Annotated in this window: 21 protein-coding genes and 1 pseudogene; 6 read left to right on the top strand and 16 right to left on the bottom strand. The window is 44.8% G+C overall.

Features of this window, described 5'->3' with window-relative positions:
- The first annotated feature begins 23 nt into the window (after positions 1 to 23).
- From AAV90_RS12840 to AAV90_RS12830, 3 genes are all read left to right on the top strand, one after another.
- Complete coding sequence (locus tag AAV90_RS12840) at positions 24 to 1,163, top strand: acyl-CoA dehydrogenase family protein (RefSeq protein WP_046499826.1); 1,140 nt, start codon at positions 24 to 26, stop codon at positions 1,161 to 1,163.
- A gap of 330 nt (positions 1,164 to 1,493) precedes the next feature.
- Positions 1,494 to 2,207, top strand: a complete 714-nt coding sequence (locus AAV90_RS12835) for a DUF421 domain-containing protein (RefSeq protein WP_046499823.1) — start codon at positions 1,494 to 1,496, stop codon at positions 2,205 to 2,207.
- Entirely contained in the window at positions 2,194 to 2,577 is a 384-nt protein-coding gene (locus tag AAV90_RS12830) for a DUF4363 family protein (protein WP_046499822.1), read from the top strand. Before AAV90_RS12835 ends, AAV90_RS12830 begins: the two co-directional genes overlap by 14 nt.
- A 28-nt stretch (positions 2,578 to 2,605) precedes the next feature.
- Here AAV90_RS12830 and mobB read toward each other — a convergent pair whose 3' ends face one another.
- The 9 genes from mobB to AAV90_RS12785 all read right to left on the bottom strand — a co-directional run bounded on the left by mobB (position 2,606) and on the right by AAV90_RS12785 (position 14,760).
- The gene (gene mobB, locus AAV90_RS12825; protein ID WP_084691603.1) at positions 2,606 to 3,109 is read right to left on the bottom strand and encodes a molybdopterin-guanine dinucleotide biosynthesis protein B; all 504 of its coding nucleotides are present in this window, start codon (positions 3,107 to 3,109) and stop codon (positions 2,606 to 2,608) included.
- Positions 3,110 to 3,159: 50 nt separating this feature from the next.
- On the bottom strand, positions 3,160 to 4,452 hold the full coding sequence (locus tag AAV90_RS12820) for an amidohydrolase (RefSeq protein WP_242847569.1): 1,293 nt from the start codon (positions 4,450 to 4,452) through the stop codon (positions 3,160 to 3,162).
- Between the two features lie 69 nt (positions 4,453 to 4,521).
- Positions 4,522 to 5,166, bottom strand: a complete 645-nt coding sequence (locus AAV90_RS12815; protein ID WP_242847568.1) for a class II aldolase/adducin family protein — start codon at positions 5,164 to 5,166, stop codon at positions 4,522 to 4,524.
- Between the two features lie 62 nt (positions 5,167 to 5,228).
- Complete coding sequence (gene mtnA, locus AAV90_RS12810; protein WP_046499874.1) at positions 5,229 to 6,239, bottom strand: S-methyl-5-thioribose-1-phosphate isomerase; 1,011 nt, start codon at positions 6,237 to 6,239, stop codon at positions 5,229 to 5,231.
- A complete protein-coding gene (gene mtnP / locus AAV90_RS12805; protein WP_046499818.1) occupies positions 6,239 to 7,030 on the bottom strand; it encodes an S-methyl-5'-thioadenosine phosphorylase in 792 nt (263 codons plus the stop codon). The genes mtnA and mtnP overlap by 1 nt, the downstream gene beginning before the upstream one ends.
- A gap of 160 nt (positions 7,031 to 7,190) precedes the next feature.
- On the bottom strand, positions 7,191 to 8,378 hold the full coding sequence (gene ftsY / locus AAV90_RS12800) for a signal recognition particle-docking protein FtsY (protein ID WP_076982660.1): 1,188 nt from the start codon (positions 8,376 to 8,378) through the stop codon (positions 7,191 to 7,193).
- Positions 8,379 to 8,595: 217 nt separating this feature from the next.
- A complete protein-coding gene (smc, locus tag AAV90_RS12795) occupies positions 8,596 to 12,177 on the bottom strand; it encodes a chromosome segregation protein SMC (protein ID WP_046499816.1) in 3,582 nt (1,193 codons plus the stop codon).
- Positions 12,178 to 13,264: 1,087 nt separating this feature from the next.
- Positions 13,265 to 13,960, bottom strand: a complete 696-nt coding sequence (locus AAV90_RS12790) for an L-2-amino-thiazoline-4-carboxylic acid hydrolase (RefSeq protein WP_052729791.1) — start codon at positions 13,958 to 13,960, stop codon at positions 13,265 to 13,267.
- A 20-nt stretch (positions 13,961 to 13,980) separates the two neighbouring features.
- Positions 13,981 to 14,760: a helix-turn-helix domain-containing protein gene (locus AAV90_RS12785; RefSeq protein WP_046499814.1), complete on the bottom strand. Its 780-nt coding sequence runs from the start codon at positions 14,758 to 14,760 to the stop codon at positions 13,981 to 13,983.
- A gap of 516 nt (positions 14,761 to 15,276) precedes the next feature.
- Between AAV90_RS12785 and AAV90_RS14235 the strand changes: the two genes are divergently transcribed.
- Positions 15,277 to 15,678, top strand: a complete 402-nt coding sequence (locus AAV90_RS14235) for a transposase (RefSeq protein WP_052729790.1) — start codon at positions 15,277 to 15,279, stop codon at positions 15,676 to 15,678.
- Positions 15,679 to 16,050: 372 nt separating this feature from the next.
- Positions 16,051 to 16,218 carry a 2-hydroxyacyl-CoA dehydratase gene (locus AAV90_RS15300; RefSeq protein ID WP_207642072.1) on the top strand — a complete coding sequence of 56 codons (168 nt, stop codon included), beginning with the start codon at positions 16,051 to 16,053 and terminating at the stop codon, positions 16,216 to 16,218.
- Positions 16,219 to 16,417: 199 nt separating this feature from the next.
- Here AAV90_RS15300 and AAV90_RS12775 read toward each other — a convergent pair.
- Positions 16,418 to 17,389 (bottom strand): annotated as a pseudogene (locus AAV90_RS12775) (urease subunit alpha); the annotation flags it as partial.
- A gap of 180 nt (positions 17,390 to 17,569) precedes the next feature.
- On the opposite strand from AAV90_RS12775, the gene AAV90_RS12770 reads away from it, so the two are divergent.
- The gene (locus AAV90_RS12770; RefSeq protein ID WP_046499812.1) at positions 17,570 to 18,949 is read left to right on the top strand and encodes an acetyl-CoA hydrolase/transferase family protein; all 1,380 of its coding nucleotides are present in this window, start codon (positions 17,570 to 17,572) and stop codon (positions 18,947 to 18,949) included.
- A gap of 74 nt (positions 18,950 to 19,023) precedes the next feature.
- Here AAV90_RS12770 and AAV90_RS12765 read toward each other — a convergent pair whose 3' ends face one another.
- The 6 genes from AAV90_RS12765 to AAV90_RS14230 all read right to left on the bottom strand — a co-directional run bounded on the left by AAV90_RS12765 (position 19,024) and on the right by AAV90_RS14230 (position 23,394).
- The gene (locus AAV90_RS12765; RefSeq protein WP_046499811.1) at positions 19,024 to 20,055 is read right to left on the bottom strand and encodes an elongator complex protein 3; all 1,032 of its coding nucleotides are present in this window, start codon (positions 20,053 to 20,055) and stop codon (positions 19,024 to 19,026) included.
- A 188-nt stretch (positions 20,056 to 20,243) separates the two neighbouring features.
- Positions 20,244 to 20,948 (bottom strand): ribonuclease III, encoded by a 705-nt coding sequence (rnc, locus tag AAV90_RS12760; RefSeq protein WP_046499809.1) that lies wholly within the window; start codon positions 20,946 to 20,948, stop codon positions 20,244 to 20,246.
- The gene (locus AAV90_RS12755) at positions 20,945 to 21,190 is read right to left on the bottom strand and encodes an acyl carrier protein (RefSeq protein ID WP_046499807.1); all 246 of its coding nucleotides are present in this window, start codon (positions 21,188 to 21,190) and stop codon (positions 20,945 to 20,947) included. Before AAV90_RS12755 ends, rnc begins: the two co-directional genes overlap by 4 nt.
- Positions 21,191 to 21,224: 34 nt before the next feature.
- The gene (plsX, locus tag AAV90_RS12750; RefSeq protein WP_046499806.1) at positions 21,225 to 22,181 is read right to left on the bottom strand and encodes a phosphate acyltransferase PlsX; all 957 of its coding nucleotides are present in this window, start codon (positions 22,179 to 22,181) and stop codon (positions 21,225 to 21,227) included.
- Positions 22,182 to 22,692: 511 nt separating this feature from the next.
- Positions 22,693 to 22,869, bottom strand: a complete 177-nt coding sequence (gene rpmF, locus AAV90_RS14555; protein ID WP_076982659.1) for a 50S ribosomal protein L32 — start codon at positions 22,867 to 22,869, stop codon at positions 22,693 to 22,695.
- An 18-nt stretch (positions 22,870 to 22,887) separates the two neighbouring features.
- Positions 22,888 to 23,394, bottom strand: a complete 507-nt coding sequence (locus tag AAV90_RS14230; RefSeq protein ID WP_052729789.1) for a YceD family protein — start codon at positions 23,392 to 23,394, stop codon at positions 22,888 to 22,890.
- Positions 23,395 to 23,401: the final 7 nt, after the last annotated feature.

The raw sequence follows: 23,401 nt of genomic DNA, 5'->3' as shown, positions 1-23,401 counted from the left end.
AAAATAAGGAGGGAAATATTAAAATGGATTTTACCTTGACTGAAGAACAGATAATGATTAAAAAGATGGCCCGTGATTTTGCGGACAATGAAATTCTCCCCTATTGCCAGGAATGGGATGCTAAAGATACATTTCCTTATGATACGGTTAAAAAACTCCATGATCTGGGATTAATGACGATCGGTGTACCGGCAGAATACGGAGGTTCCGGGCTGGATCATCTGTCTCAAGGAATTGTAGTTGAAGAAATAGCCCGTGGTGATGCCGGGCTGGCTACCACCCTGGCCGCCAGTACCTTGCTGGCAGCTGACCCAGTCTATGTTGCCGCCAATGATGAACAAAAGAAATGGTTTTATGGCCGTATGAACGAAGGCGATCTGGCTGCTTTTTGTTTAACTGAACCCGGGGCCGGCTCAGATGCCGGAGGACTTTCCACCAAATGCGTCAAAGACGGAGATGATTATATCTTAAACGGCACCAAACAGTTTATCAGCAACGGCGGAGTCGCCGGACTTTATACCGTTTTTGCCACCCTGGATAAAAAGCTGGGTTATAAAGGTCACTGTGCTTTCATGGTTGATAGAAATACTCCCGGTATAACTATCGGCCCCAAAGAAGACAAGTTGGGCATACGCAGTTCCAACACTACCCAGGTGATCTTTGAAGATGTAAGGGTGCCCAGCAAAAATCTGCTCGGCAAAGAGGGCGAAGGTTTTAAAATCTGCATGAAGACGCTGGATCTCTCCCGGGCAGTTGTCGCAGCTATGGCGGTAGGGGTTGCTCAAGGAGCATTTGAATGTGCCGTAAAGTATTCCAAGGAGAGGCAGCAGTTTGGCCAGCCCATTTGTAGATTCCAGGCTATCCAGTTTATCCTGGCGGATATGGCCATGCAGGTTGAAACCGCTCGACTTCTTTATCAAAAGGCCTGTGCGCTTCAGGATATGGGCTTGCCCTATACCCAAATGTCATCCCTGGCCAAATGCTGGGCCGGTGATGCAGCTATGAAAGTGGCTACAGATGCCGTTCAGGTTTATGGCGGCTATGGTTACAGTAAAGAATATCCAGTAGAAAAATATTTCCGGGATGCCAAAATAATGCAGATATTTGAAGGAACCGCCCAGATACAGAGGTTGGTTATCGCCAATGATATATTAAAGGAATAAGATACCCCACCTGGGCTGGCTTAGCTGAAATTCACCTGTTCTGGACGGGGCTTTCTCTGTCCAGAACAGGTTATACTTGCTGTTACCTTTGAAAATCATTGCCAATATGGCCTTATCAGACTTTATGCTTATTTTAAACCTCTATCCCTTCCTTTCTCACTGGACAGATTCACTTGATTCCTTATTATTAACAACTAGAGAGGCTGTTAAGATTTTCTCAACCAGGTCTTGCATTTTGACATGTGAGAACCGTCCTCCCTCGCACTTTTGTATAGTTGGCAAAGAAAAGGTCATAATATTGGCAGGGAATCAATTAATGGGGTGATCGTTTTGAATGAAGGTCTGGTGGTTCTGGCAAGAAGCCTGATCGCTTTTTTCAGCTTGTTGATTTTTGCCCGGGTTATTGGTAAACAGCAAATCAGCGAACTTACTTTTTTTGATTATGTACTCGGCATAACGATTGGTTCAATCGCCGCTTCCTTATCGGTGGATCTGAGCAGCCGGGCCTGGCCCCACTGGATAGGGCTATTAACCTGGACTGCTACCGTTTTAATCCTGCAGCTTATAACCCTAAAATCAAGGCTCGCTACTAATTACCTGTTAGGTGAGCCCAGTGTCGTTATTATGGACGGTCAGATCATGGAGGAAGCCCTGCGCAGAATCCGTTATACAGCTTCGGACATTCTGGAACAACTAAGGGATAAAGGTATTTTTGACTTGAAACAGGTGGCCTTCGGGGTAATTGAGACTAATGGCAAGCTGTCCGTTTTACTTAAACCTGAATTTTTGCCGGTAACTCCTCAGGATATGAACCTTCCTACCCAGCCTAACGGCTTGGGAACAGAATTAATTTATGACGGGGTCATAATTGAAGAAAACCTGCAGAAATCCAAGGTGGATCGTAAATGGCTGCGCAAGGAATTAAATAAAAACAACATAAAACATATTTCTGACGTATTCCTGGCTTACCTGGACGGGGCTGGCAATCTATATCTGGATTTATATAAAGATCAGGCTCGGAGGGAAAATAATGCAGGCAAATAATATCGGTAACAAGATTATTCGTTATATGATCCCTTTATTAGTACTAGTGGTCTTTGTCGTAATCATGCAGGGGGGAATCTACAAACTCGGTTCCCAGGACAACAAGAATAAGGTCTACCACTACAAATCTTTACTGGCCAGCAATATAGAAGCTGAAAAGTGGACAAATGCCTCAGCTGATTTGGATGAGTTGGAAGTGAGATGGAACAAGCTCATTCCTAGGCTTGAATACCATGCCGAAATGAATGCCATAACCGGTATAGATGTGAGCCTGGGGCGTCTAAAGGGGTTTATCGCTGCCCATGACAAGGGTGGTGCTCTGGCTGAGCTGGGCGAAATCAATAAATATTTAGATAATTTGACTGAGTAACATTGGGGCAGATCACTGCCCCAATGTGTTAGCCAGGTAGGTCAACCTTTAAAAATCGCAGAATAAAATCGGTAATTTCTGCACATTGGCTGAAGCTAAATACGGGCAGATCAACCGGCATATTAATATCAGTTATCAAGGCCCGGGTCTTTGGCAATAGCATGGGCACCGGATCAATTTCCTGACGCAGTACTTCAATTTTATCGAGCGGTTCATTTTTAAACCCCTCCACAATAATTAAATCAATATCCTCTGGAATCTGCTTTAGTATCTCACTAAAATCAAGTTCTTGTTCCTGACGGCAATATGTTATGGCAAGTTCAGGAGAACTTGCCATAACGAAATCCGCTCCTGCCTGATAAAGCCTTTCCGAGTCTTTCCGTGGTTCAATATTTAAGGTATGCGGGGCATGTTTAACTACGGCCGTTTTGTAACCCAGTTGGGATAAATGATTAATAACCTGGGATAGTAATGTGGTTTTACCGGAATTATGCCTGCCCACAAAACTAATCACGGGAATCAGCGTCCCCACCTCCTGATGTAAAAATTTAAACTGCGCCTAGCTGTTGGACACTGACTTTTTTATACCTGTTTTACCAGCCGTTCGGCGGCACGTTTGGCCTGGGTTAAGACATTTTCTTCATCAAAGGTTTTAATAATTCTGTTTTCCATTACTATCTGTCCGTTTATTATGACTGTCTGCACATCTGCAGCCTGGCCGGCATAGACCAGGTTGGCAATAATATCATAGCGCGGTATCATATGGGCTTCCTGCAGACTGACCAAGATAAGATCTGCCTTAAACCCTGGCTTTAAAATTCCAACTTCAGGTAGCCCTAGGGCTTGACCGCCGTTTACTGTCGCCATTTCTAGGGCCTTATAGGCAGGTATTACCGTGGGGTCACAGGAATTAACCTTATGGAGCAGGGCGCAACTGCGCATTTCCTGCAGCATATCCAGGTTATTGTTACTGGAAGCTCCATCGGTTCCCAGGGCGACAGGGATACCCGCCTTTAGCATGGCCGGTACCGGAGCAATACCGCTGGCCAGTTTCATATTGCTTTCCGGGTTGTGGACAACACCCACCTTATGTTGAGCCAAAATTTGAATTTCCTCCTCAGTAATATGCACACAGTGAGCCCCTACGGTCGGATAAGCAAAAAGGCCCAGATGATCCAAATGCGCCACCGGCGTACGCCCATAGATTCTCTTGATATCTTCAAATTCAGTTAAAGTTTCGGCTATATGTATATTAAGACCGACATTCAGCTCCGCCGCCAATGCCATTACCTTATGCAAATAATCGGGCGGGCAGGTATAAGGGGCATGGGGTCCCAGCTTAAAAGTAATCCTGCCCTGGGCTTTTCCCGACCAATCCCTCACCAACTCGCGGCTCTCCTTAAGAGCCTGTTGGTTTTCCGGCCCTAACCCTACCATGCCTCTCGATAAGACAGCCCTGATCCCGCTATCCTCAACGGCCTGAGCGGCCTGATCCATGAAAAAATACATATCGGCAAAACAGGTGGTACCTGATTTTATCATCTCCACAATCGCCAACATAGTACCCCAATATACGTCTTCTTTGGTCAGCTTGGCTTCCAGAGGCCATATCTTGGTCTCCAGCCATTCCATCAGAGGCAGATCATCAGCATAGCCCCTTAAGAGGGTCATAGCTGCATGGGTATGGGCATTTACAAAACCAGGCAGCACCAAATTATTTGTAGCATCAATTATCTGGTTATAGTTGCCGGTGGGCGGTTCCTGACTGCCGACCGCCGTAATCCGATCATCTTCAATTACGAGATAGCCTTTTTCTATTACGCTGTTTGCCTCGGTCATGGGTATGATATTGGCATTTTTTATTAATATGCTCAAGAACAGTACCTCCTTTATTATGGCTTGTTCTCCGTTGCTAGGCCGTCAATCTACAATAAAGTAATACAACTATGATTGACCATAACAGGAAAATTCCTGCCGCAATATATCTATATCTTCCCGACCCAGTTCTTTTACCTGACCCAGGGTGTTGGCATAAAGACTTACCATGGCGGTTTTTTCAGCGATATTGCAAACATTTAAAGCCTGCTCAACATCGACCCCGACTCCAACCAAGCCGTGATTAGCCAGTAACACGGCTTGCCCATCCCCTAAGGTGCGAACAGCTTGATGGGCCAGATCCAGGGAGCCACAGCGGGCATATGGAGCTACTTCGACCGGATGGCCTATTACCTGAGCGGTTTCCTCCAGTATTACCGGTATGCTCTTGTTGGCTACCGCAAAAGCACTGGCATAGGTACTGTGCACATGGACAACCCCCCTTACGTCAGGGCGGCTTTTATATATATGGATATGCAGCTGGGTTTCAATGGAAGGCTTATGTTCCCCTTCGATAACATTTGCATCCATATCCAAAAGGATAATATCTTCGATCGTCATCAAACGATAATCCATACCGCTGGGGGTTATCAGTAAAAACGATTCATTTTTAACTTTTTGACTGACGTTGCCCCAGGTACCTGGAACCAGTTTTTGTTCATATATTTCCCGGGCGGTACGCAGCACTGCTTTTCTATCCTGCAAATATCTCATTTCCATTCCTCTTCTCTCAAGCCGTATTAAGGGTTTTGTTTATTATACCCTGGATTTTAGTTTTATTTAGTAAAAAAAGGCGGGGTGACTATTCCTTTTTCCGTTATTATGGCTTTAATTAGGGCTTGCGGGGTAACATCAAAGGCGGGATTAAAAACCTCTACTTCAGGTACGGTGATATACTCCCCGCGCATCCTGCGAACTTCGTCATGGTTGCGCTCCTCAATCGGTATTTGTTCGCCACTGCTTATACTAAGATCAACCGTTGACATAGGTGCGGCAACATAAAAGGGAATCTGGTGATAAGCGGCCAGTACCGCCAGCCCGTAAGTACCAATTTTATTGGCCGTATCCCCATTAGCGGCAATGCGGTCAGCTCCGACTATAACTGCATCAAGCTCCTTTTGGCCCATCACATAGGCGGCCATGCTGTCCGTAATAAGCTTAACGGGAATATTATCCTGCATAAGCTCCCACACCGTCAACCTGGCTCCCTGCAAAACCGGACGGGTCTCACAGGCCCATACCTGACTGATCTTACCCTGCTGCTGGGCAGAACGGATTACACCCAAGGCAGTCCCATAACCGCAGGTAGCCAGAGCCCCAGCATTGCAGATCGTCAATACCCGGGCATTTTTCGGTAACAGGGTTTGACCATAATTGCCTATGCTGATGTTTATGTTTTGATCCTCCACAAACATAGCCTGAGCTTCATTTAACAGGGCCGCGCCGATCTGTTCAACATCTTGGTCAGCCAAGCGGTCAAAAACGCCGCGCATCCTTGTGATGGCCCAGAAAAGATTGACTGCGGTAGGCCGGGTGGAGGCAAAGAGTTGTTCGGCTTCATCGTAATATGCCTTTAAATCCGAGCGGCTACCCCGGTATTTAATTACCGCCAGGGCCAGACCGTAAGCCGCCGTTACCCCAATCAAAGGGGCTCCGCGTACTTGTAAAATTCTAATGGCGTGGGCTAAGGCATGGTGTTCCTCACAGCGGATATATTCTACCCGGCCCGGCAGTTTATTCTGATCCAGAATAACGACTGCTTCGTTTTCCCAATATATGGCGTCTATCATTGGTTCATTCTCTTTTCCTGTAGTATCCGGCGGCAATCGCAGGATCTGGCTTCTTTTATTAATCCCACGCTTTCCATTATCAAGTAACGGATATTGTTAATACTTCCCTGCATCATCTCCACTACTTCGGCATGGGTAAGGATTCCCGGGGATATACCGGCGGCATAATTGGTGACAAAGGAAAGGTTGGCATAGCAGATACCTAATTCACGCGCTAAACATACTTCCGGCACACTGGTCATGCCAATCACATGGCCGCCTAATTGTTGAAACATCTTAATTTCCGCCCCCGTTTCAAAGCGCGGCCCTTCCGTGCATACATAAGTACCGCCATTATGAATGGTCAGACCCTTTTCCTGCCCGGCTTTTATAATCGCCTGCCGGAGTTCCGGACAATAAGGTACGGTCATATCACAATGCACTACCCCATCTGCCCCGCCTTCATAAAAAGTATGCTTGCGCACCTTGGTAAAATCCAGAAACTGATCGGCCAGAACAAATTCGCCTGGCTTATAGTCCAGCAGCAGAGACCCGACCGCAGCCGTAGCCATTATGCAATCAACCCCCAGCTGTTTTAGGGCCATAATATTGGCCCGATAATTAATTAGGTGGGGAGCCACACTGTGGTCGGCTCCGTGCCGGGGAATAAAAGCTATTTCCTCACCCCGATATTTACCCACCATAACCGCTACCTCACCAAATCTGGTTTTTTCTGTAACCTTTTTAACCTCATCCAGTAATGCGGGATCATATACCCCGGTTCCGCCTATAACAGCAATCCTTGGCATTTAAAAACCTCCAATTTATTAATCATTTTAAAGAATCAGCGGCCTGCATTTTTTATATAACAATTTAAAAATATCCCCCGGCAACTGCCGGTGCTCTCTGGCATTCAGTTCTGCACGTGCCGGGTCAGTGGTAAAATTGTTCCCTTTGAGTCTGGGGTCGCTAACTTTCGAAAATTGCCTGGGCAAAGACACTCGGGGAAAATTCTCTTAAATCTTCGATTCCTTCCCCTATCCCCACCATTTTGACGGGAATACTCAATTCCCGGGCTACGGCAATGACGATTCCGCCCTTGGCGGTTCCGTCCAGCTTAGTCAGGATGATACCGCTTACCCCGGTAGCCTCTTTGAATATTTTGGCCTGACTTATGGCGTTTTGCCCGGTAGTGGCGTCCAATACCAACAAAACCTCATGTGGAGCCGCGGGGATTTCTTTCTCAATGACTTTTCTCACTTTACTGATTTCCTTCATCAGGTTGGCTTTATTCTGCAGCCTGCCCGCCGTATCAATAATCAGTATATCAGCTTTACGGGCCTTAGCGGCACTAATAGCATCAAATACTACCGCCCCCGGGTCGGCTCCTTCCTGGTGTTTAACCAGCTCCACCCCCACCCGATCTGCCCAGATTTGCAACTGATCAATGGCAGCGGCTCTAAAGGTATCGCCTGCGGCCAGGATTACGCGCTTATCTTGCTTTTTAAACCGGTTAGCCAGCTTAGCAATAGAGGTTGTCTTGCCAGCCCCATTAACTCCTACCACCAGGATAACGGTAGGTTTTTCATCGGCTATGTTTAAGGGCACTTCTTCAGTATCCAGTATCTCCCTGATAGCTTCTTTTATTAAATCCGTCACTTCAGCCGGATCGTTGATTTTTTGCTTTTTAACCGCCGTACGTATTTTATCTACAAGTTCAATAGACGTATTCATACCCACATCAGCTTGGATAAGAATATCTTCCAGTTCCTCAAAAAAGTCTTCATCTATTTTACGGGTGCTTTTGATTAGGGTATCGATCTTACCCCCGATATTCTGGCGAGTCCTGGTTAAACCTACTTTAAAGCGTTCCAGGAAACCTTTTTTGTTTTTTTCTGGAGAAGGCAGCTTTATTTCGTCAGACGTTTCCTTCTCGCCGACCGATTCCGAACCAGCAGGTGGTTTTTCTATATATACTAATTCCGATTCAGATTCGGGCTTCGCGGTAAAATCTTTTTCCTTCTCAGCAGAATCTTGCTCAGCACAGTCTGCCTCAACTTCAATTTTTTCCTCCTCCAACGCTTCCTCTACCGGATGGGTCTGCTCAAAATCCTCCTGGGTTTCCTTCTTTTTCTTGAATTTATCAAAAAACGCCATATCATGACCACCTTTATAATTAAAATATCCCCGTTGCCGGGAGCCACAGCCACTCTTGAAAAGTAAGGAGTGAGGCGTTAGGGTAATTCTCCCTAACCCCGCCAAAGGTCTTTGACGCCGCTTTGCATAAGTAGTTACGCTTCTCAATTAAAGAATGCTTTTAAAAATCAGCGCGATGCATAAACTTCAAGGTCAAAATAATCTTTTTCTTCTCTTATTATATCGCCATACTAATACTATCGCTAACGTTAATAGATAATACCGACGATATCCCTTGTTGCGGCATGGTTACGCCATAGATGTTGCTGCCCGCCTCAATCGTTGTCTGGCGATGGGTAATGACTATAAACTGTATTTCATCGGCCATATTTTTCAGAAATTGGGTAAAACGCATAAGATTGGTTTCATCCAGGGCCGCATCAATTTCGTCCAATAAACAGAAAGGAACCGGACGCAATCGCAGCAATGCAAAGATAAATGCGATACAGGTCAAGGCCTTTTCCCCACCTGATAATAAGTTTAGGGGCTGACTGCGCTTACCTGGCATTTTGAGTACGATATCTACTCCTGCCGACAGGTAATGGCTGTCTTCTTCCAGAACCAAACTGGCTTCACCACCGCCAAATATTTCGGTAAATGTTCTTTTGAAGCTTTCGTTGGCTAAAAGCATAAATTGGCTGAAATTTTTGGCCATGGCCTTTTCAGTCTCAGTAAGCAGCTTTTCCAAAGACTGCCGGGCTTCAATTAAATCATCACTTTGCTGGCGGAGAAAATCATAGCGTTCTTTTAACTCAGCATATTCCTGAATTGATTCTATATCAACCGGGCCTATGGCATCAATTCTATCTTTCAGGGATTCGATCTCACGCTTGAGTTCTCGCATTTCTACAGGGCTCAAATCTTTTGCACAGATGTCAGGGGATTCCGACTGGTATTTTTCCTGCCATTTTTCTTGAACGGCTTTTAGTTCTGATTCCAGGCGCACCATCTGCATTTCCAGAGAACGTATCTCTCCTTCAAGGGCGGCTTTTTCGTCTAACATCGGTTTGAGCCTTTGTCGTAGCTGTTCTTTTTCTTCTCCTTCTAACTGAAGTTTTTCCTGATGGCTTATGATTATCATTTTTAACTGCTTTAAGGCTTCGGTTTGGTTATGCAACTGTTCCTGGTTTAAATCAAGATTTTCTACCTGTTTGCGACTCTCTGCAATTAGGTGCTCTTTGAGTTTATGAGCTTCTTCAATAGACTGCTGGTAAGATTGCTGAACCTCCTGAAACTGTGCCAGGTTCTTTTCCAGTTTCTCCAGTTCCCTTTTTTTCATATTTAATTGATCCTGGCGGGAGAGAGAGCGTTCTCTTCTGATTTCAAAATCACGCCGTTCGTTTTGCAGGGTGTCTTTCATGGCTTCTGTCTGTTCAGCAAAACTGGCATTGTCGGTACACATTAAGCTATAATCCTGTTTAAACCGCAGCAATTCTTCTTGCAAGTCCTGAGCATATATTTGCAGGGTCTTAATTTCCTTTAGGTTATTTTGATTTTCATTTACCATCTGTTCCAGATGGCTATTAACCGTATTAAGCTCGTTCGTAATTAACTGGATTTGAAAATCATTTTCCGCCATAATGTTCTTGTACTTTAATAATTCCTCATCCAGCTTCCTAATCTGCTCGGACATCTGTTCTTGGAGCTGGTAATTGGAGTTACGTTGGCTTAAAAGCTGTTCAAGCTGCCGGTTAAGACTCTTTTCCTCCCCTTTACGCATCATTGGGCTGTTGGAGTGGCGGGCCGCAGAACCCCCGGTCATGGCACCACTCACATTTATTAAATCACCCTCCAGGCTTACAATCCGCAAGGAAGGTTGGCTGTTTTTAAACACCTGCAAGCCACAGTCCAGATCGCTGACCAGCAGCACCCTGCCCAGAAGATAATCGACCGCCTTTTTATACTGCGGATCATACTTAACTAGCTGGGAGGCTAATCCCAATACCCCTTCCCGGCGATTGAGTTCCTCTAAAACCCGGGGATTAAATGCTTGTACCCTTAAAACATCCAGGGGCAAAAAGGTTACCCGCCCCAAGCGTTGTCTTTTTAAAAAAGCTATGGCTTCCCTGGCGTCTTCTGCTTTAGCTACCACGATGTTTTCCAGCCCTTTGCCGGCTGCTGTTTCAATGGCCATCTCCATACCTGAAGGGACATTAATTATATCCGCCATCAATCCTTTTATTCCTCTTAAGCTTCTCTCTCCCTGGGAATGAGCCTGCAAAACAGCCCTAACGCCCTCGGAATATCCTGCATATTTCCGTTTAAGATCCTCAAGCCCCAACAGTTTGTTTTCAACACTTATAATGCTATGGCTAATCTCCTGATGTTCTTTTTCCAGCTGAGTAAATTCGTCATTAAGCTTTGCTTGCTGACTCGTCAAGCTGTCTAGCTGAACCTGTATTTGCTCCTGCTGGTTAAGGCGTTTTTGCCTTTGTTCGATCAGGGCTTGCTGTTTTTTCTGTTCAGAGTCCTGTTTAGCCTGATTATCCTCCAGCCGCATCTGTAGCCGTTCTTTTTTTTCGCGGGCTTTTTTTATCTTCTCTTCCTGGTCTGATATATTATTTTTTAGTTCACTTTCCCGCTTGGCTCGTTCAAACATTTGCTCCCGCTGCAGTTCAAATAAATCTGCCTGGCCCTGGATGGCTGACTCTAATTCAAGGATCTCACGGTTGAGTTCTTCCAGCTCAGCTTGGCGTTCCTGCCATTTTTCTCTTTCGTTGTTATAATCATCAATCTGTTTATCCAGATCCTGGTTTAATGCCAGGAGCAATTGCTGGTATTTTTGTTCATCCTGGGTGGCGATCAACATTCTTTCGGAGTAGTTGTGTATTCTCTCCTGTCCTAACTTGGCTTCTGATTCCAGGCGGCTCAGTTCGGCCTCTAACTGGTGCTTTTGCTCAGCCAGCGCGGTCAAAGTATTGCGGTGTTCTTCCAATAAAAGTTCCGCCTCTTGAAGTTCTTTCTGTAATTTTTCCAGGTCACCCGACAACGTGTTCTGGTGGGCGGTTTTTTTAGTCAGTTCCTCCTTTTTTATACCCAGGTTTTGTCTTATTTTTTTAATCTCCTGACCCATAAACTCCTTGTCCGCCAGGCAGTATTCCTCCCAGATTTTTAGATAGCTTTGGGCTTTGGCAGATTTATGTTCTAATTCAACAATACGAATCTCCAGCTCGCCAATGATATCTGCCAGTCTCTGCAGATCCTGAGTCGTAGCCGCAATCCTTTGCTTCACTTCATCTCTTTGCTGCCGGAATCTGATGCTCCCTGATGCTTCCTCCAGTATCAAACGCCGGTCAAAGGCTTGTCCGTTCAATACCTGTTCCAATTCGCCCTGACCGATGATGGAGTAACCCCTTTTGCCTAAACCTGTTCCAGTAAAAAGATTAACAATATCTTTCATGCGCACCCGTGATTTGTTGAGCAAATATTCACTTTCCCCGCTGCGGAACAACTTCCGGCCTACGGTTATTTCCCCATACTCGACCGGGAGCATATGATCCGAATTGTCGATAGTCATATCGACCATAGCCATTCCCTGCGGCTTCTGTTTATCAGTACCGTTAAATATTATATCTTCGTTTTTTTGACCCCGCAGTTGGCGCACGTTACCTTCACCCAGAACCCAGCGAACAGCATCAGCAATATTGCTTTTTCCGCATCCGTTTGGCCCCACAATAATATTAATGCCAGGCTCCAGAATAATTTCCGTCTCATTAGCAAAAGACTTAAACCCTTTAATATCCAAGCGTTTTAGGTACAAGGCCTACCCTCCAGTTATGTATAGTAATCCCCTTTGTATATTTTAACTGCCAAGACCGAAAATCCTGCCATTACCTAATTGAGACTTTTGCATAATTAATTCTTTCCAAAAAGGCGATCAATATATAGTAGCCTCAGGAATATGAGAGTGCTATATATTGTGCTTTCCAAAGCATCCTTAGTTATTTTTTGAATTATGCAAAAGTCTCAATTAGATAAAGATAAAACCACTAATAACGATAAAACTATCATAAATGATAGTTTTATTTTACCGGATTTACTCCTTGGTTAACTTTGCTAATGGGAATACCACCGATAAATTTAATACTATTGTTCTATTTTGCCTTCTCCAAATGGCCCAATCTTAAAGAGTTTGAATAAGGATAACACTACACCTAAGAACTATTATGCACAAATTTTAACGAGATAAATTTTGGATAGGAATTTGCTTTTTCCAGATCAGTATACCATGAGATGGAAAATAATGGTTATACATACTTGATAAGGTAAATGGGGTCGGGGCCCTTATGATATTGCGGAATGTGCAACTGGGGGAAAGGGTATCCCGCCGTGAAACGGGTTGACCATGGCCAGTTTATGTCCCTGCTTTTTCAGGTAGGCTAAGGATGCAGTCATACTTCAAAGTATTTTTCGTCTTTCTACCTGTATCATAATTTTTGTTACATAATTATCTAGACCACTTACACTGATCTCGTCTAGTACATACTCTTCAAAGCTGTCTCCGCAAATAAAACCCAGTTGCTGGCAATGGCTATGGCCACCCGGTTTCCGGCCAGGTCCGTATTGATTGGTGTGTTTTTGGCTACCCCTTTACCACTAGAAGTATCAGGAGTGCCGGAAACAAAGTTATGTGGGCATCTGCAAAACAAGAATGAGCTATGGGAAAACAAAATGCACAATATCGTGACTGTATTTTGAGCTATTACAATTTCCCGTTCAATCGTTTGAATATAAATTTTATATACGGCATTAACAGGTGGGTCTGGGGATACTTACACACCCGCCTGAACCGATGATTATGAATTTCAAAATTGCCTTCCTCCTTATGATTATTCCTGCTCAGAGGATTATTCCTGCTCAGAAGGCAGATCCATTCCACATTGACAATCACCGGCCCTTTCAAAATAAAACCTGCATACGTCATTTCCATATCCCAAGGTAGTGGGTAAGCTGAATCTGAATCCGTGCCTTTCCGGATCAATTGCCCCAGCCCATATCCAGTCCCATTCACAAAGAATATTCATGAGCTCGGTAACACTATGGTAAACCGCAAATCGGTGATAGAAACATTTTTGCACATGAAGATGGTACCTTTCCTCATCGTCGCAAATTCTGGCAAAGGTAAATGTTCTGCCAAAAAACATCTCCTCGCGTTCTTTTGAGGCCTCAACCAGCACACGCATAGGATCATTGGCATAGTCCAGTGCATATCTGACACCTTGTTGGATGTCATCTTTAACCGAATCAATCGCGGCTTTCTTCAGGACAGCCAAGGCTTCCTCCTGTGTGCTGACTTTCAATATTTCTTTATAACCCGCCAGGAGCAAAGCCATAAAATGGAGATGAAACTCACTTTGTTCATCTTCAACCCAGTTTCTGTTTTCCGACAATAATCTGTTGTATTCAGTGTGGAAGGCCTGGCTGATTAGTTCCGGATCGCCTGGCTCATTTTTCCCGGCAAGGTATTCTAGGACGGTATTTTTCAAACTACTTAAGATTAACTGGTTGCTTTCCTTGGAAACCCATTCACTATGCTTATTCATAATAACTGCCCCCTGTATTTTTATTTATTTTGATTATACAGGGAAGCACCGGTGAATTGATTGAATGAATCGGACGGATTGCCTGCCAAGTATTCAGCGGGAGTATATCCTGTAAACGCTTTGAAGTCTCTTATGAAATGAGACTGATCACTATAATGGCACCTAAAAATAATATCCTGCCAGGGTATCCCGCCTGCCTTATTGCTTATGATTTGCATGGCTCCTTCAAATCTATGAACACGTCTGAACGTGCTTGTATTCATGCCAAAATTCATATTGACCATTCTCTGCAAATTTCTATTGCTATAACCAACCGTTCTGGCAATATCAGAAACTGAAAAGGCAGGGTTTATGAGCAGTTTCTCCAGCTCGATCGTCTTTTTCCTTCTATATTCAATCCTTTCATCGAGGATTGAAGTCAAAAAGGATTCTATTGCCTGGACACAGTTTGATATCGAGAAGTTTTTAAATATCTGCTCAAGCATGTTTTGATAAGAGCTGCCTGATATGAGTTCAAGGTCGATTGTTTCATTGGTCAGATGATTGGAAGGAATATTAAAAACATCAAAAATAACTCCTGGTTTTAAGGAAATTGCTACTCCTAAGCCGGCGGCAGGATTATTTAGGTCTATGGGCAAAGTAGTCTGACCGGAAAGGATTCCTTTACTTCCAGTGAATTTTAAATAGCTTTCAGACCCGGCGAAAAATCGCCTTGGATTAGAGGCTCCTTTGCTTCCATCATTAATATAGTATGCATTTACATACTTATCTAATGTTCTGGATGGTTTAACTATCTTCATACCCTTTACCCTTATCCAGTATTATTCCATCGCCCCGGCAACGCTTAGATTGAATGCAAGCTAGCCGGCGAAGTCCGAAAAACCACGCTTAGGCAGTAAAGGACATGAACACCCTTCGCTGCCTAAGCCAATCTAAACTTATTATAGCTCAAGTTTACCCGATAAAAAACTAAGGCTTCGGAAACCCCTCGTAAAAACCAGTATTACCGGTGTGTAGAAGCACATTTTGAAGAACTGGCGGGCGTATGGGATTTTTTAAACTTCAACCCGCACCTGCACATCATAGCAACAGACGGATGTTTTGCCGGGGATAGAGAATTTATGATAGGGACTGCACCGGATGCTTCAAGCCTCATAGACTTGTTTCGCCTGGAAGTATTCAGAATGCTGGCAGCTCTTTGCCATCCGTGGCACCGCTGCACTAGTCCATCCATGGACGTCGGAAAAGGCGGGGAAAATAAACAACAATATTATTGAGAATATGATGAACTGGCATCACAGCGGCTTCAATATATATTGTGGAATCGCCATCAGACCGAGGAGCGGGGAGGGCTGGAGAAACTGGCCCAATATATTATAAGAGCCCCCCTCTCGCAGGAAAGACTGTTCTATATACCGTCATCCGCAGTACCCGACGGCCTAGCCCGTGTAATCTACAAAGGGAAAAACAGCAGTGTTCGGGAAAGCTTTACTGCGTTAGACTGGCTGGCCAGACTTGTCACCCATATTCCCAATAAAGGGGAACAGATAGTCAGGTATTACGGATACTATTCCAACAAGTCACGGGGAATGCGCACAAAAACTGATATTGATATTAAAACGCCGGTGCCGGTTGATTCCGATATTACAAAAAAGGAACTACGCAGGATTTGGGCTCGTTTGATTCAAAAGGTTTATTATACCGCGACATTAAGGTGACCAAAGGGAACATCAGTAGTGCCCGCAGGGTGATCCGTTGCTTTGTCCAAAATGCTGTGGGCGAATGCGTATCATATCCATTATCGAAGACCAAGCTGTCATCAAGAAGATACTAGTGCATCTGAATCTGGGGGTGACGAAAAACCATGATCCGCCGCCCATTTCTTTCCCAGACATAGAATTTGCGTGCCGGAAGGTTCAAAGAGTTTAGGAATCGGGTTATACCGGCTGAGCTTTAGGTAAATCAGGTTGATGCTATGTTGATTATTATCACGGTTAGATACCCTTCCCTCACCGGTCGCACATTCCTCAATATCACGAAATTTCGACCCAATTTCTTGGATCGAGTATGTATAACCATTATTTTCCATCTTGTGCTATACTGATCTGAAAAAAGCAAATTCCTATCCTAAAAGCTATCTGGTGAAAGAGCTGTTGCAGAATAAAGGCCTCCCCTTGCATATCGAAAGCGATTACAGCCAGCAGGACAGTGAAGCACTGCGGACCCGGATTGAAGACCTGATAGAGATGCTAGCCTAGTTTTATATCCAACTATGCTTTTTCACTGCCCGGCGCTTGATTTCTCCGGGCAGTGAATATACATATCCCTTACCTATCGGGCAAAACTGGGTTGTAGATTATTTTCTTCATAGCTGATAGCGTCTTTTCTAAACAATCGCCTCCATTACCCAGGATTTTTGCTACCATGCCGAATTTATATGTTTTGCTTATCATTAAATTAAAAGAGAAAATAGCGCTGCGCCAGGGGAAGAACCGCACAAGGAGTACAGCTTATATGCTCTCCATCCATTCGTACTTCGTAGGTTTCGGGATCGACTTCCAGCCGCGGGGTGGCATCATTGAAAACCATATCTTTTTTGGATATGGCCCGGCATCCGGAAACGGGAGCCAGCTGCTTTTGCAAGCGCAACTTTTCCAATAAGCCTTTTTCCAAAGAAGATTTAGATACGAAAGTAAAGCAGCTGGAATACTTGGCCTGCCCGTAGGCTCCGAACATATGGCGATATAGGATCGGCTGAGGAGTGGGTATAGAGGCATTGGCATCGCCCATTTTGCTGGCAATAATAAAACCTCCTTTGATGATCATCTCCGGTTTGACTCCGAATAAGGCTGGCTGCCACAAGATTATGTCCGCCATCTTTCCGGCTTCCAGGGAGCCCACGTAGGAGGAGATGCCATGGGTTATGGCCGAGTTGATAGTATACTTGGCCAGATACCTTTTGACCCGAAAATTATCATTGCGGGAACTGTCTTGAGGCAGAAATCCCCTTTGTTTCTTCATCTTGTCCGCCGTCTGCCAGGTACGGATGATAACTTCACCCGCCCGGCCCATGGCCTGGGAGTCGGAGTTCATCATGCTGAACACGCCCATATCGTGCAGGATGTCTTCCGCAGCGATGGTTCCTGGCCTTATGCGGGAAGCGGCAAAGGCTACGTCCTCCGGTAGCCGTTTGTCCAGGTGATGGCAGACCATCAACATATCCAGGTGTTCATCTACGGTGTTCACAGTAAAGGGCATGGTGGGGGTGGTGGAAGAGGGCAAAACGTTAAGCAGGGAGGCCATGCGGATAATATCCGGCGCGTGCCCGCCTCCGGCCCCTTCCGTGTGAAAGGTATGGATAGTTCGGCCTTTGATGGCTTCCATAGTATCCTCGACAAACCCCGATTCATTAAGGGTATCGGTGTGGAGGGTGTCAAGAGAACCGTCCCCTCGACACTTTAGACCTTTCTTTTCGTTATTGTAAATTCTAATCTCTAATTATCTGAATTGTTTATATTAACAAAATTATCCCATAATTTGCTAATTATTTTATATTTCTTCCTTTATAATATAATTGTAATTATTAACAAATTTGGGGGGCGATAATTTATGGCGAGGGATTTTTTAGCGATGTATAAGGACAAACTTCGTACCGCTGAAGAAGCGGCTAAAATTGTGGAGTCAGGTGACTGGGTGGACTACGGAATGTTTAACGGCAAACCGGTGGCCTTCGACCGAGCCTTGGCAGCACGCAAAGATGAACTGGAAGATGTGAAGATCATGGCTTCCACCACCGTTCCACCTCTGCCGGAAGTAGTAACCCGTGATCCACAGGGAGAGGTATTCACCTATATGGACTTGCATTTCAGCATTGTCAGCAGAATGATGCAGGAACAGTGTCAGGGGGTATTCTACCACCCAGTGGCTTACGGTGAATCCGAAAAATACTTTGCAGACGGTTATGAAGATCCTCCTAACGTAGGTACCAGCCGACGCAAGGTATTTGTCGTACAGGTAACACCTATGGATAAGAACGGATATTTTAACTGGGGCGTACATAACTCTACTTCCTTTGCCCAGGTACTTAGTGCCTATAACACTATCGTGGAAATAAACGAGAACCTTCCGGTTGCGTTAGGTGGATGCAACGAAAGCCTGCATATTTCACAGGTAGATTATATAATCGAAGGTGACAACCCGGAACTAACCCATTTACCAGAAATTCCTGTTTCTGATACCGATCGTAAAATTGCCGGGCATGTCCTCGAGCATCTGCGGGACGGTCAGTGTATTCAATTAGGAATCGGAGCTATGCCCAATATATTAGGAAAAATGATTAATGAAACAGACCTTAAGGATCTGGGCGGCTGGACGGAAATGCTGGTGGATGCCTATATGGAGATGTGGGAATCCGGTAAAATGACCGGCATGCGCAAATCCATCGACCCTGGTAAAATCAATTATACTTTCACTCTGGGCAGCAAGCAACTTTTTGATTGGATAGATCATAATCCTGCCCTGGCTTCATGCAATGTTGGATATGTCAACCATCCGGCTCGGCTTACCAGCATCGATAACCTGATTTCGATTAATCAGGCACTGCAGGTAGATCTGTATAGCTCTGTCAATGCAGAGAGCTCTGGCTTTAGACAGATTTCCGGCAACGGTGGGTTGTCTGATTTTGTTAATGGGGCTTACTGGTCTAGAGGGGGACGCAGTTTTATTTGTCTGCCTTCCACCCATACCCGCAAGGATGGCACCCTGGTCTCCAGGATCGTGCCTGCTTTTGATACCGGTTCTATTACTACCGTAACCCGCCAAATGGTAAACTATATCGTTACAGAATACGGCTGGGTATCTTTAAAGGGTACCTCCACCTGGGCAAGGGCTGAAAAAATTATATCCATCGCCCATCCTGACTTCAGGGATGAGCTCATTAAAGCCGCCCAAGAACGTAAGATTTGGCGGCGCACCAATAAAATAAGCTAAAAAGATTTCTGACAGCCGCAGAGACGCTGGTTCCGGCCGGTATTAACCGGCAAAATTTTCCGTCCCTGCGGCCGTTAATTAGTCTCCTCCCGGCTTATGTCGATCCAATTTCTTTCCTGGGCTGGATGCATTCTAACCTGCAATTCTTTTAAGGCAAAAAGCTCTTTTAGGTAATTAAGGTTAGATCTTTTTCTGCCTAATAATTTAGAGAGGTCGCGCTCGTTTATATTAATATACAATCTTTCGGCCGAACCATAGCGATTAATATGCTGACGGAGGGCTGATTCGGCTTGATCTCTAAAAATGGCTTGTTCCACCAGTTCGCCAAAAGCTGGATGAAAAGGTCCGGCTTTAATGACTCCGCTGCCGCGCAGTTCTTCATCTGGATAGAGGCCCATGCGAATGATGGGGATAGATGCTGCTGAAAACAGCAGCCGCATATCTTTACATACAGCAATAGCCTCTTCCAGTGACAATGCCTGATATTTTCCTTCTTGCCACATTTTATCTAATTGGGTACCTGCAATCACCAGGGTGGGATAGATTCTAACCATCTGCGGAGCCATTTCTATCGTTTCTTTAACCGTCTTTATATCCCGCTCATAAGTATCCCCGGGAAGCCCTATCATCAGTTGGATGCCCAGTTTAAAACCTTTTTCCTGAATCAGAGCTGAGCTCACGCGCACATCCTGAGCCTTGTATCTGCGGGATGATAGCTGTAATACTTCATCATCAAGTGACTGAACCCCCAGCTCAATGGTTTTAACCCCATACCCTTTGAGCAGGTCAAGTCCATCCGCATCTATACAATCCGGACGGGTAGAAATTCTAATTCCCTGGATTCTGCCTGACTCCAGATAAGGCTGGATTAGCTTTAAAAATGCTTCCTGTTCGGGGATAGGAATGGCCGTAAAGCTGCCGCCAAAAAAGGCCAGTTCGACTTCCGCAGTGGGTGGTATGGTGCTTAAGTACTGCTTAATAGTACTGATTATCGCATCATCGGTGGGTATCTGCGCCTGGGCTGCTATTTTCTTCTGGTCACAATATATGCAATCATAGGGGCAGCCCAGGTGAGGGATAAAAATGGGGATATTGTAGTGTTTCATTTTTTAAACCTCCGCTTAGAAAAATTATGATACCATGACGTTCTTTCGCCTTATATCCCCAACAGGAAAAAGCACCGTCCGGGTTGTTTAATCAACCGCATTTTCAAGGTTTAAAACGCATCACATAACCTGTTTTTTCTAAAAAAACCACTATTCCAGCCGATTATACCGTCTTTAGGGTCGCGCTTTTATAGCAGTTCATCCAATATACCAGGATCTTTGAAAACTTTTTCAGCCGCATTCTGCTCGGCTTCTTTTTTGCTCTTGCCCTGTCCGCTGGCTAATAGTCTGTTATTATGGAAAACCCCGGCCACAAACACTTTGGCATGTGCCGGCCCGTCCTCATCGATGATTTGATAATAGACATTATCACGGCTGCGGGCCTGAACAATCTCCTGCAGACGGGATTTATAATCCTGATAATCTCCCTCCGCTGTTGCCTTAATCGTTTTTTCCAGGTGTTTTAGTATAAAAATGCGCACGGCTTCAATTCCCTGATCCAGATATATGGCTCCTATTATAGCTTCCATCGTATCAGCCAAAATCGATTTTCTCTGGCGTCCGCCTGACATTTCCTCTCCCCGGCCCAATAGTATATACTGGCCCAGATTAATCCGTCCGGCCGCTTCGGCCAGTGATTTCTCGCAAACCACCCGGGCCCGAATCTGGGTCAGGTCGCCCTCAGCTTTATCCGGGTAATGATTATATAGGTATTCGGCCACGATGAAGTCCAAAATCGCATCACCCAGAAACTCCAAACGCTGGTTGTTATGATGATTGTTTTGTTCCTGGGCATAAGACGGATGAATCAAGGCCATCTCCATTATTTCTTCATCTTCGTAGGAAATATCCTGATTGAGAAGAAACTTTTTAATTACACTCCTGGTTTTCATTTTTGCACCTGTTGCAAATATTCATATAGGGCTTTGACCAGATCTCCCAGATTCGAATAATCCTCCAGGTCGTCTTCCGGGAATTCTAAGTTATAAATATCTTCCAGGGCCATAATCATTTCCACTATATCTATGGAATCGGCCTCCAGCTCCTCAAAGGTACTCTCCATCGTAATCTCAGATTCATCCCGGCTTAATTGTTCAGCTAGTATTTTTCTGACAATTTCAAAAAACTCCTGCATTGCCACAACCTCCTTAGATTCTAATACGATTATATTATACAGTCGTTTGAAGTACTATTTTTTGCTGGTTAATTATATCCTTTTTAACACATTCAGTCGCAGTTTTGATACCATTAAATACTGCTTCCCTTTTGGAACTGCCGTGACAAACGATACTGACACCGTTCACGCCCAAAAGAGGCGCACCGCCCACCCGGGTATAATCAAACCGTTCGAAAAATGCCGGCAGCCTGCCCAGTTCTGCAATACAGGCCTGAGCTACCAGGGCTGCCAGCCCTTCCATGTTTTTAAGAACGATATTGCCAATAAAACCATCACAGACAATAACATCGCATTTATCAGCAAACAGGTCTCTACCCTCGATATTGCCCACAAAATTAAGATCCTTTTGATCCTTTAATAATTTGTATGCTTCAATAGCCAAACTATTGCCTTTGCCTTCCTCCTCTCCATTATTCAAAAGGCCTATCCGGGGGTTGCCAAGCTGCATCACAATAGATGCATAAGCTTTACCCAATAAAGCAAACTGCAACAACTGCGTTGCCTTGCAGTCCACATTGGCACCGACATCAACGACCAGGGAGTAGCTTCCTGCCTGGTTCGGTATAGAGGCCACAATCGGAGGACGGTCAATGCCCTCCAGGCGGCCTAGTATAAAGATCGCAGCAGCCAACTGGGCGCCGGTGCTCCCACAGGATACAACGGCATCAGCCTGACCTGCTTGGATCAAACGGGTAGCGACAATAATAGAGGCGTCTTTCTTTTTGCGCAGGGCAGAAGCCGGCGATTCATTCATCTCCACCACCTGGGAAGCCGGTATAATCTCCAACCGTTCGGTCGGATACTGGTATAATTGGAGTTCTTCTTTAATTAGATATTCATTGCCTACCAGCAGGAGCGTGTCCTCTGATTGTTCAGCCCACTGCAAAGCACCGGCAACTATTTCCCGTGGTGCATAATCACCGCCCATTACGTCAATGGCTAATCTCATCGTCTATCCTCCTCATATATCTTTAGTAAAGGGTATCTTTAATAATCTCAAAAGGCAAATTTTTTTTATTATTAATAGATTTCATCATAGCTTAGGGTCATTTTTCTAAATTACCCCCCATGGCCGCAAGCCGCAACTTTAATAGCTTGATACAGATGGGAAAGCTAAAGCTACGGCTACCGGGGCAAATGATCGCAAATAGTATGTTCTAATACATATCTGATAATGGGTTTTCCAGCGGAAGCTAAAGCATCCGCTACGGTATTGGGGCTAAATCTCCCCCACAATGATCTTGATTTTTGAATATATACGTTGATGCGCAGTTAGCGTATTGTTAATTAAAGATAATTCAATGTAAATCCGGGTTTAATTAAACTGAGTAAATCACCCTTACGGCACTATTAATATTAACCCCTCCAGCACTATGTTGGCAAAAGTTTTAATAAAAACAAAAAGTAAGTTCCTAGCCGGTAGGCTGTCGCTTACTTTTTGTCGGTTTCTGATATTTCAGTTATTTTGCTATGACATTTTTGCCTTTGTAGTAACCACAATTCAAGCATGCATGATGAGGCATTTTTAACTCGTGGCACTGCGGACACTGAACCAGGCCCGGTGCATCTATCTTTCTCCACTCGGAGCGGCGTTTATTCGTCCGGGAATGTGAATGTCTTCTTTTGGGAACGCCCATCTTTATACCTCCTTCCGGCTATAAATTCTTGAGTTTTTCCCATCTGGGATCAATATCTTCATTGACACAGGTACAATCCCCCGTGTTTTTATCGATTCCACAGATCGAGCATAGTCCCTGGCAATTTTCCTTACATAAAGGGATTATGGGAATAGCTAAGTAAATGGCTTCGTATACCGGAGCTGATATGTCAGCTATATCACCGGTAAAAAAAACGCAATCTTCATCTTCGCTAATATTTTCGGCTGCGGTGCTTGTGCTTCTTACCAGTTCCATTTCAATATCAGTAAAGATAGGGTAGCTGCATTCTTTTAAGCAACGTGAACACTGCAGTTGAACCCGGGTTTGAACCTTACCATGTGCTAAAAATAATCGTCCGGTATTCTCTACTACCAGTTCAACCGTAACCTGATCAAGAAACTTCCCCCCCAGATCCTGGAGGATCTCATTTGGCCCGGGAGCATGCAAAAAAAATGTTTCACTCTCCTGGGGCCGAAATTTTAGCCTTGCTAGGTTAATCTTCATATTTAAC

The organism is Syntrophomonas zehnderi OL-4 (genome assembly GCF_000983115.1).
Classification (GTDB): domain Bacteria; phylum Bacillota; class Syntrophomonadia; order Syntrophomonadales; family Syntrophomonadaceae; genus Syntrophomonas_B; species Syntrophomonas_B zehnderi.
This window is presented reverse-complemented; position numbering and strand designations above follow the sequence as displayed.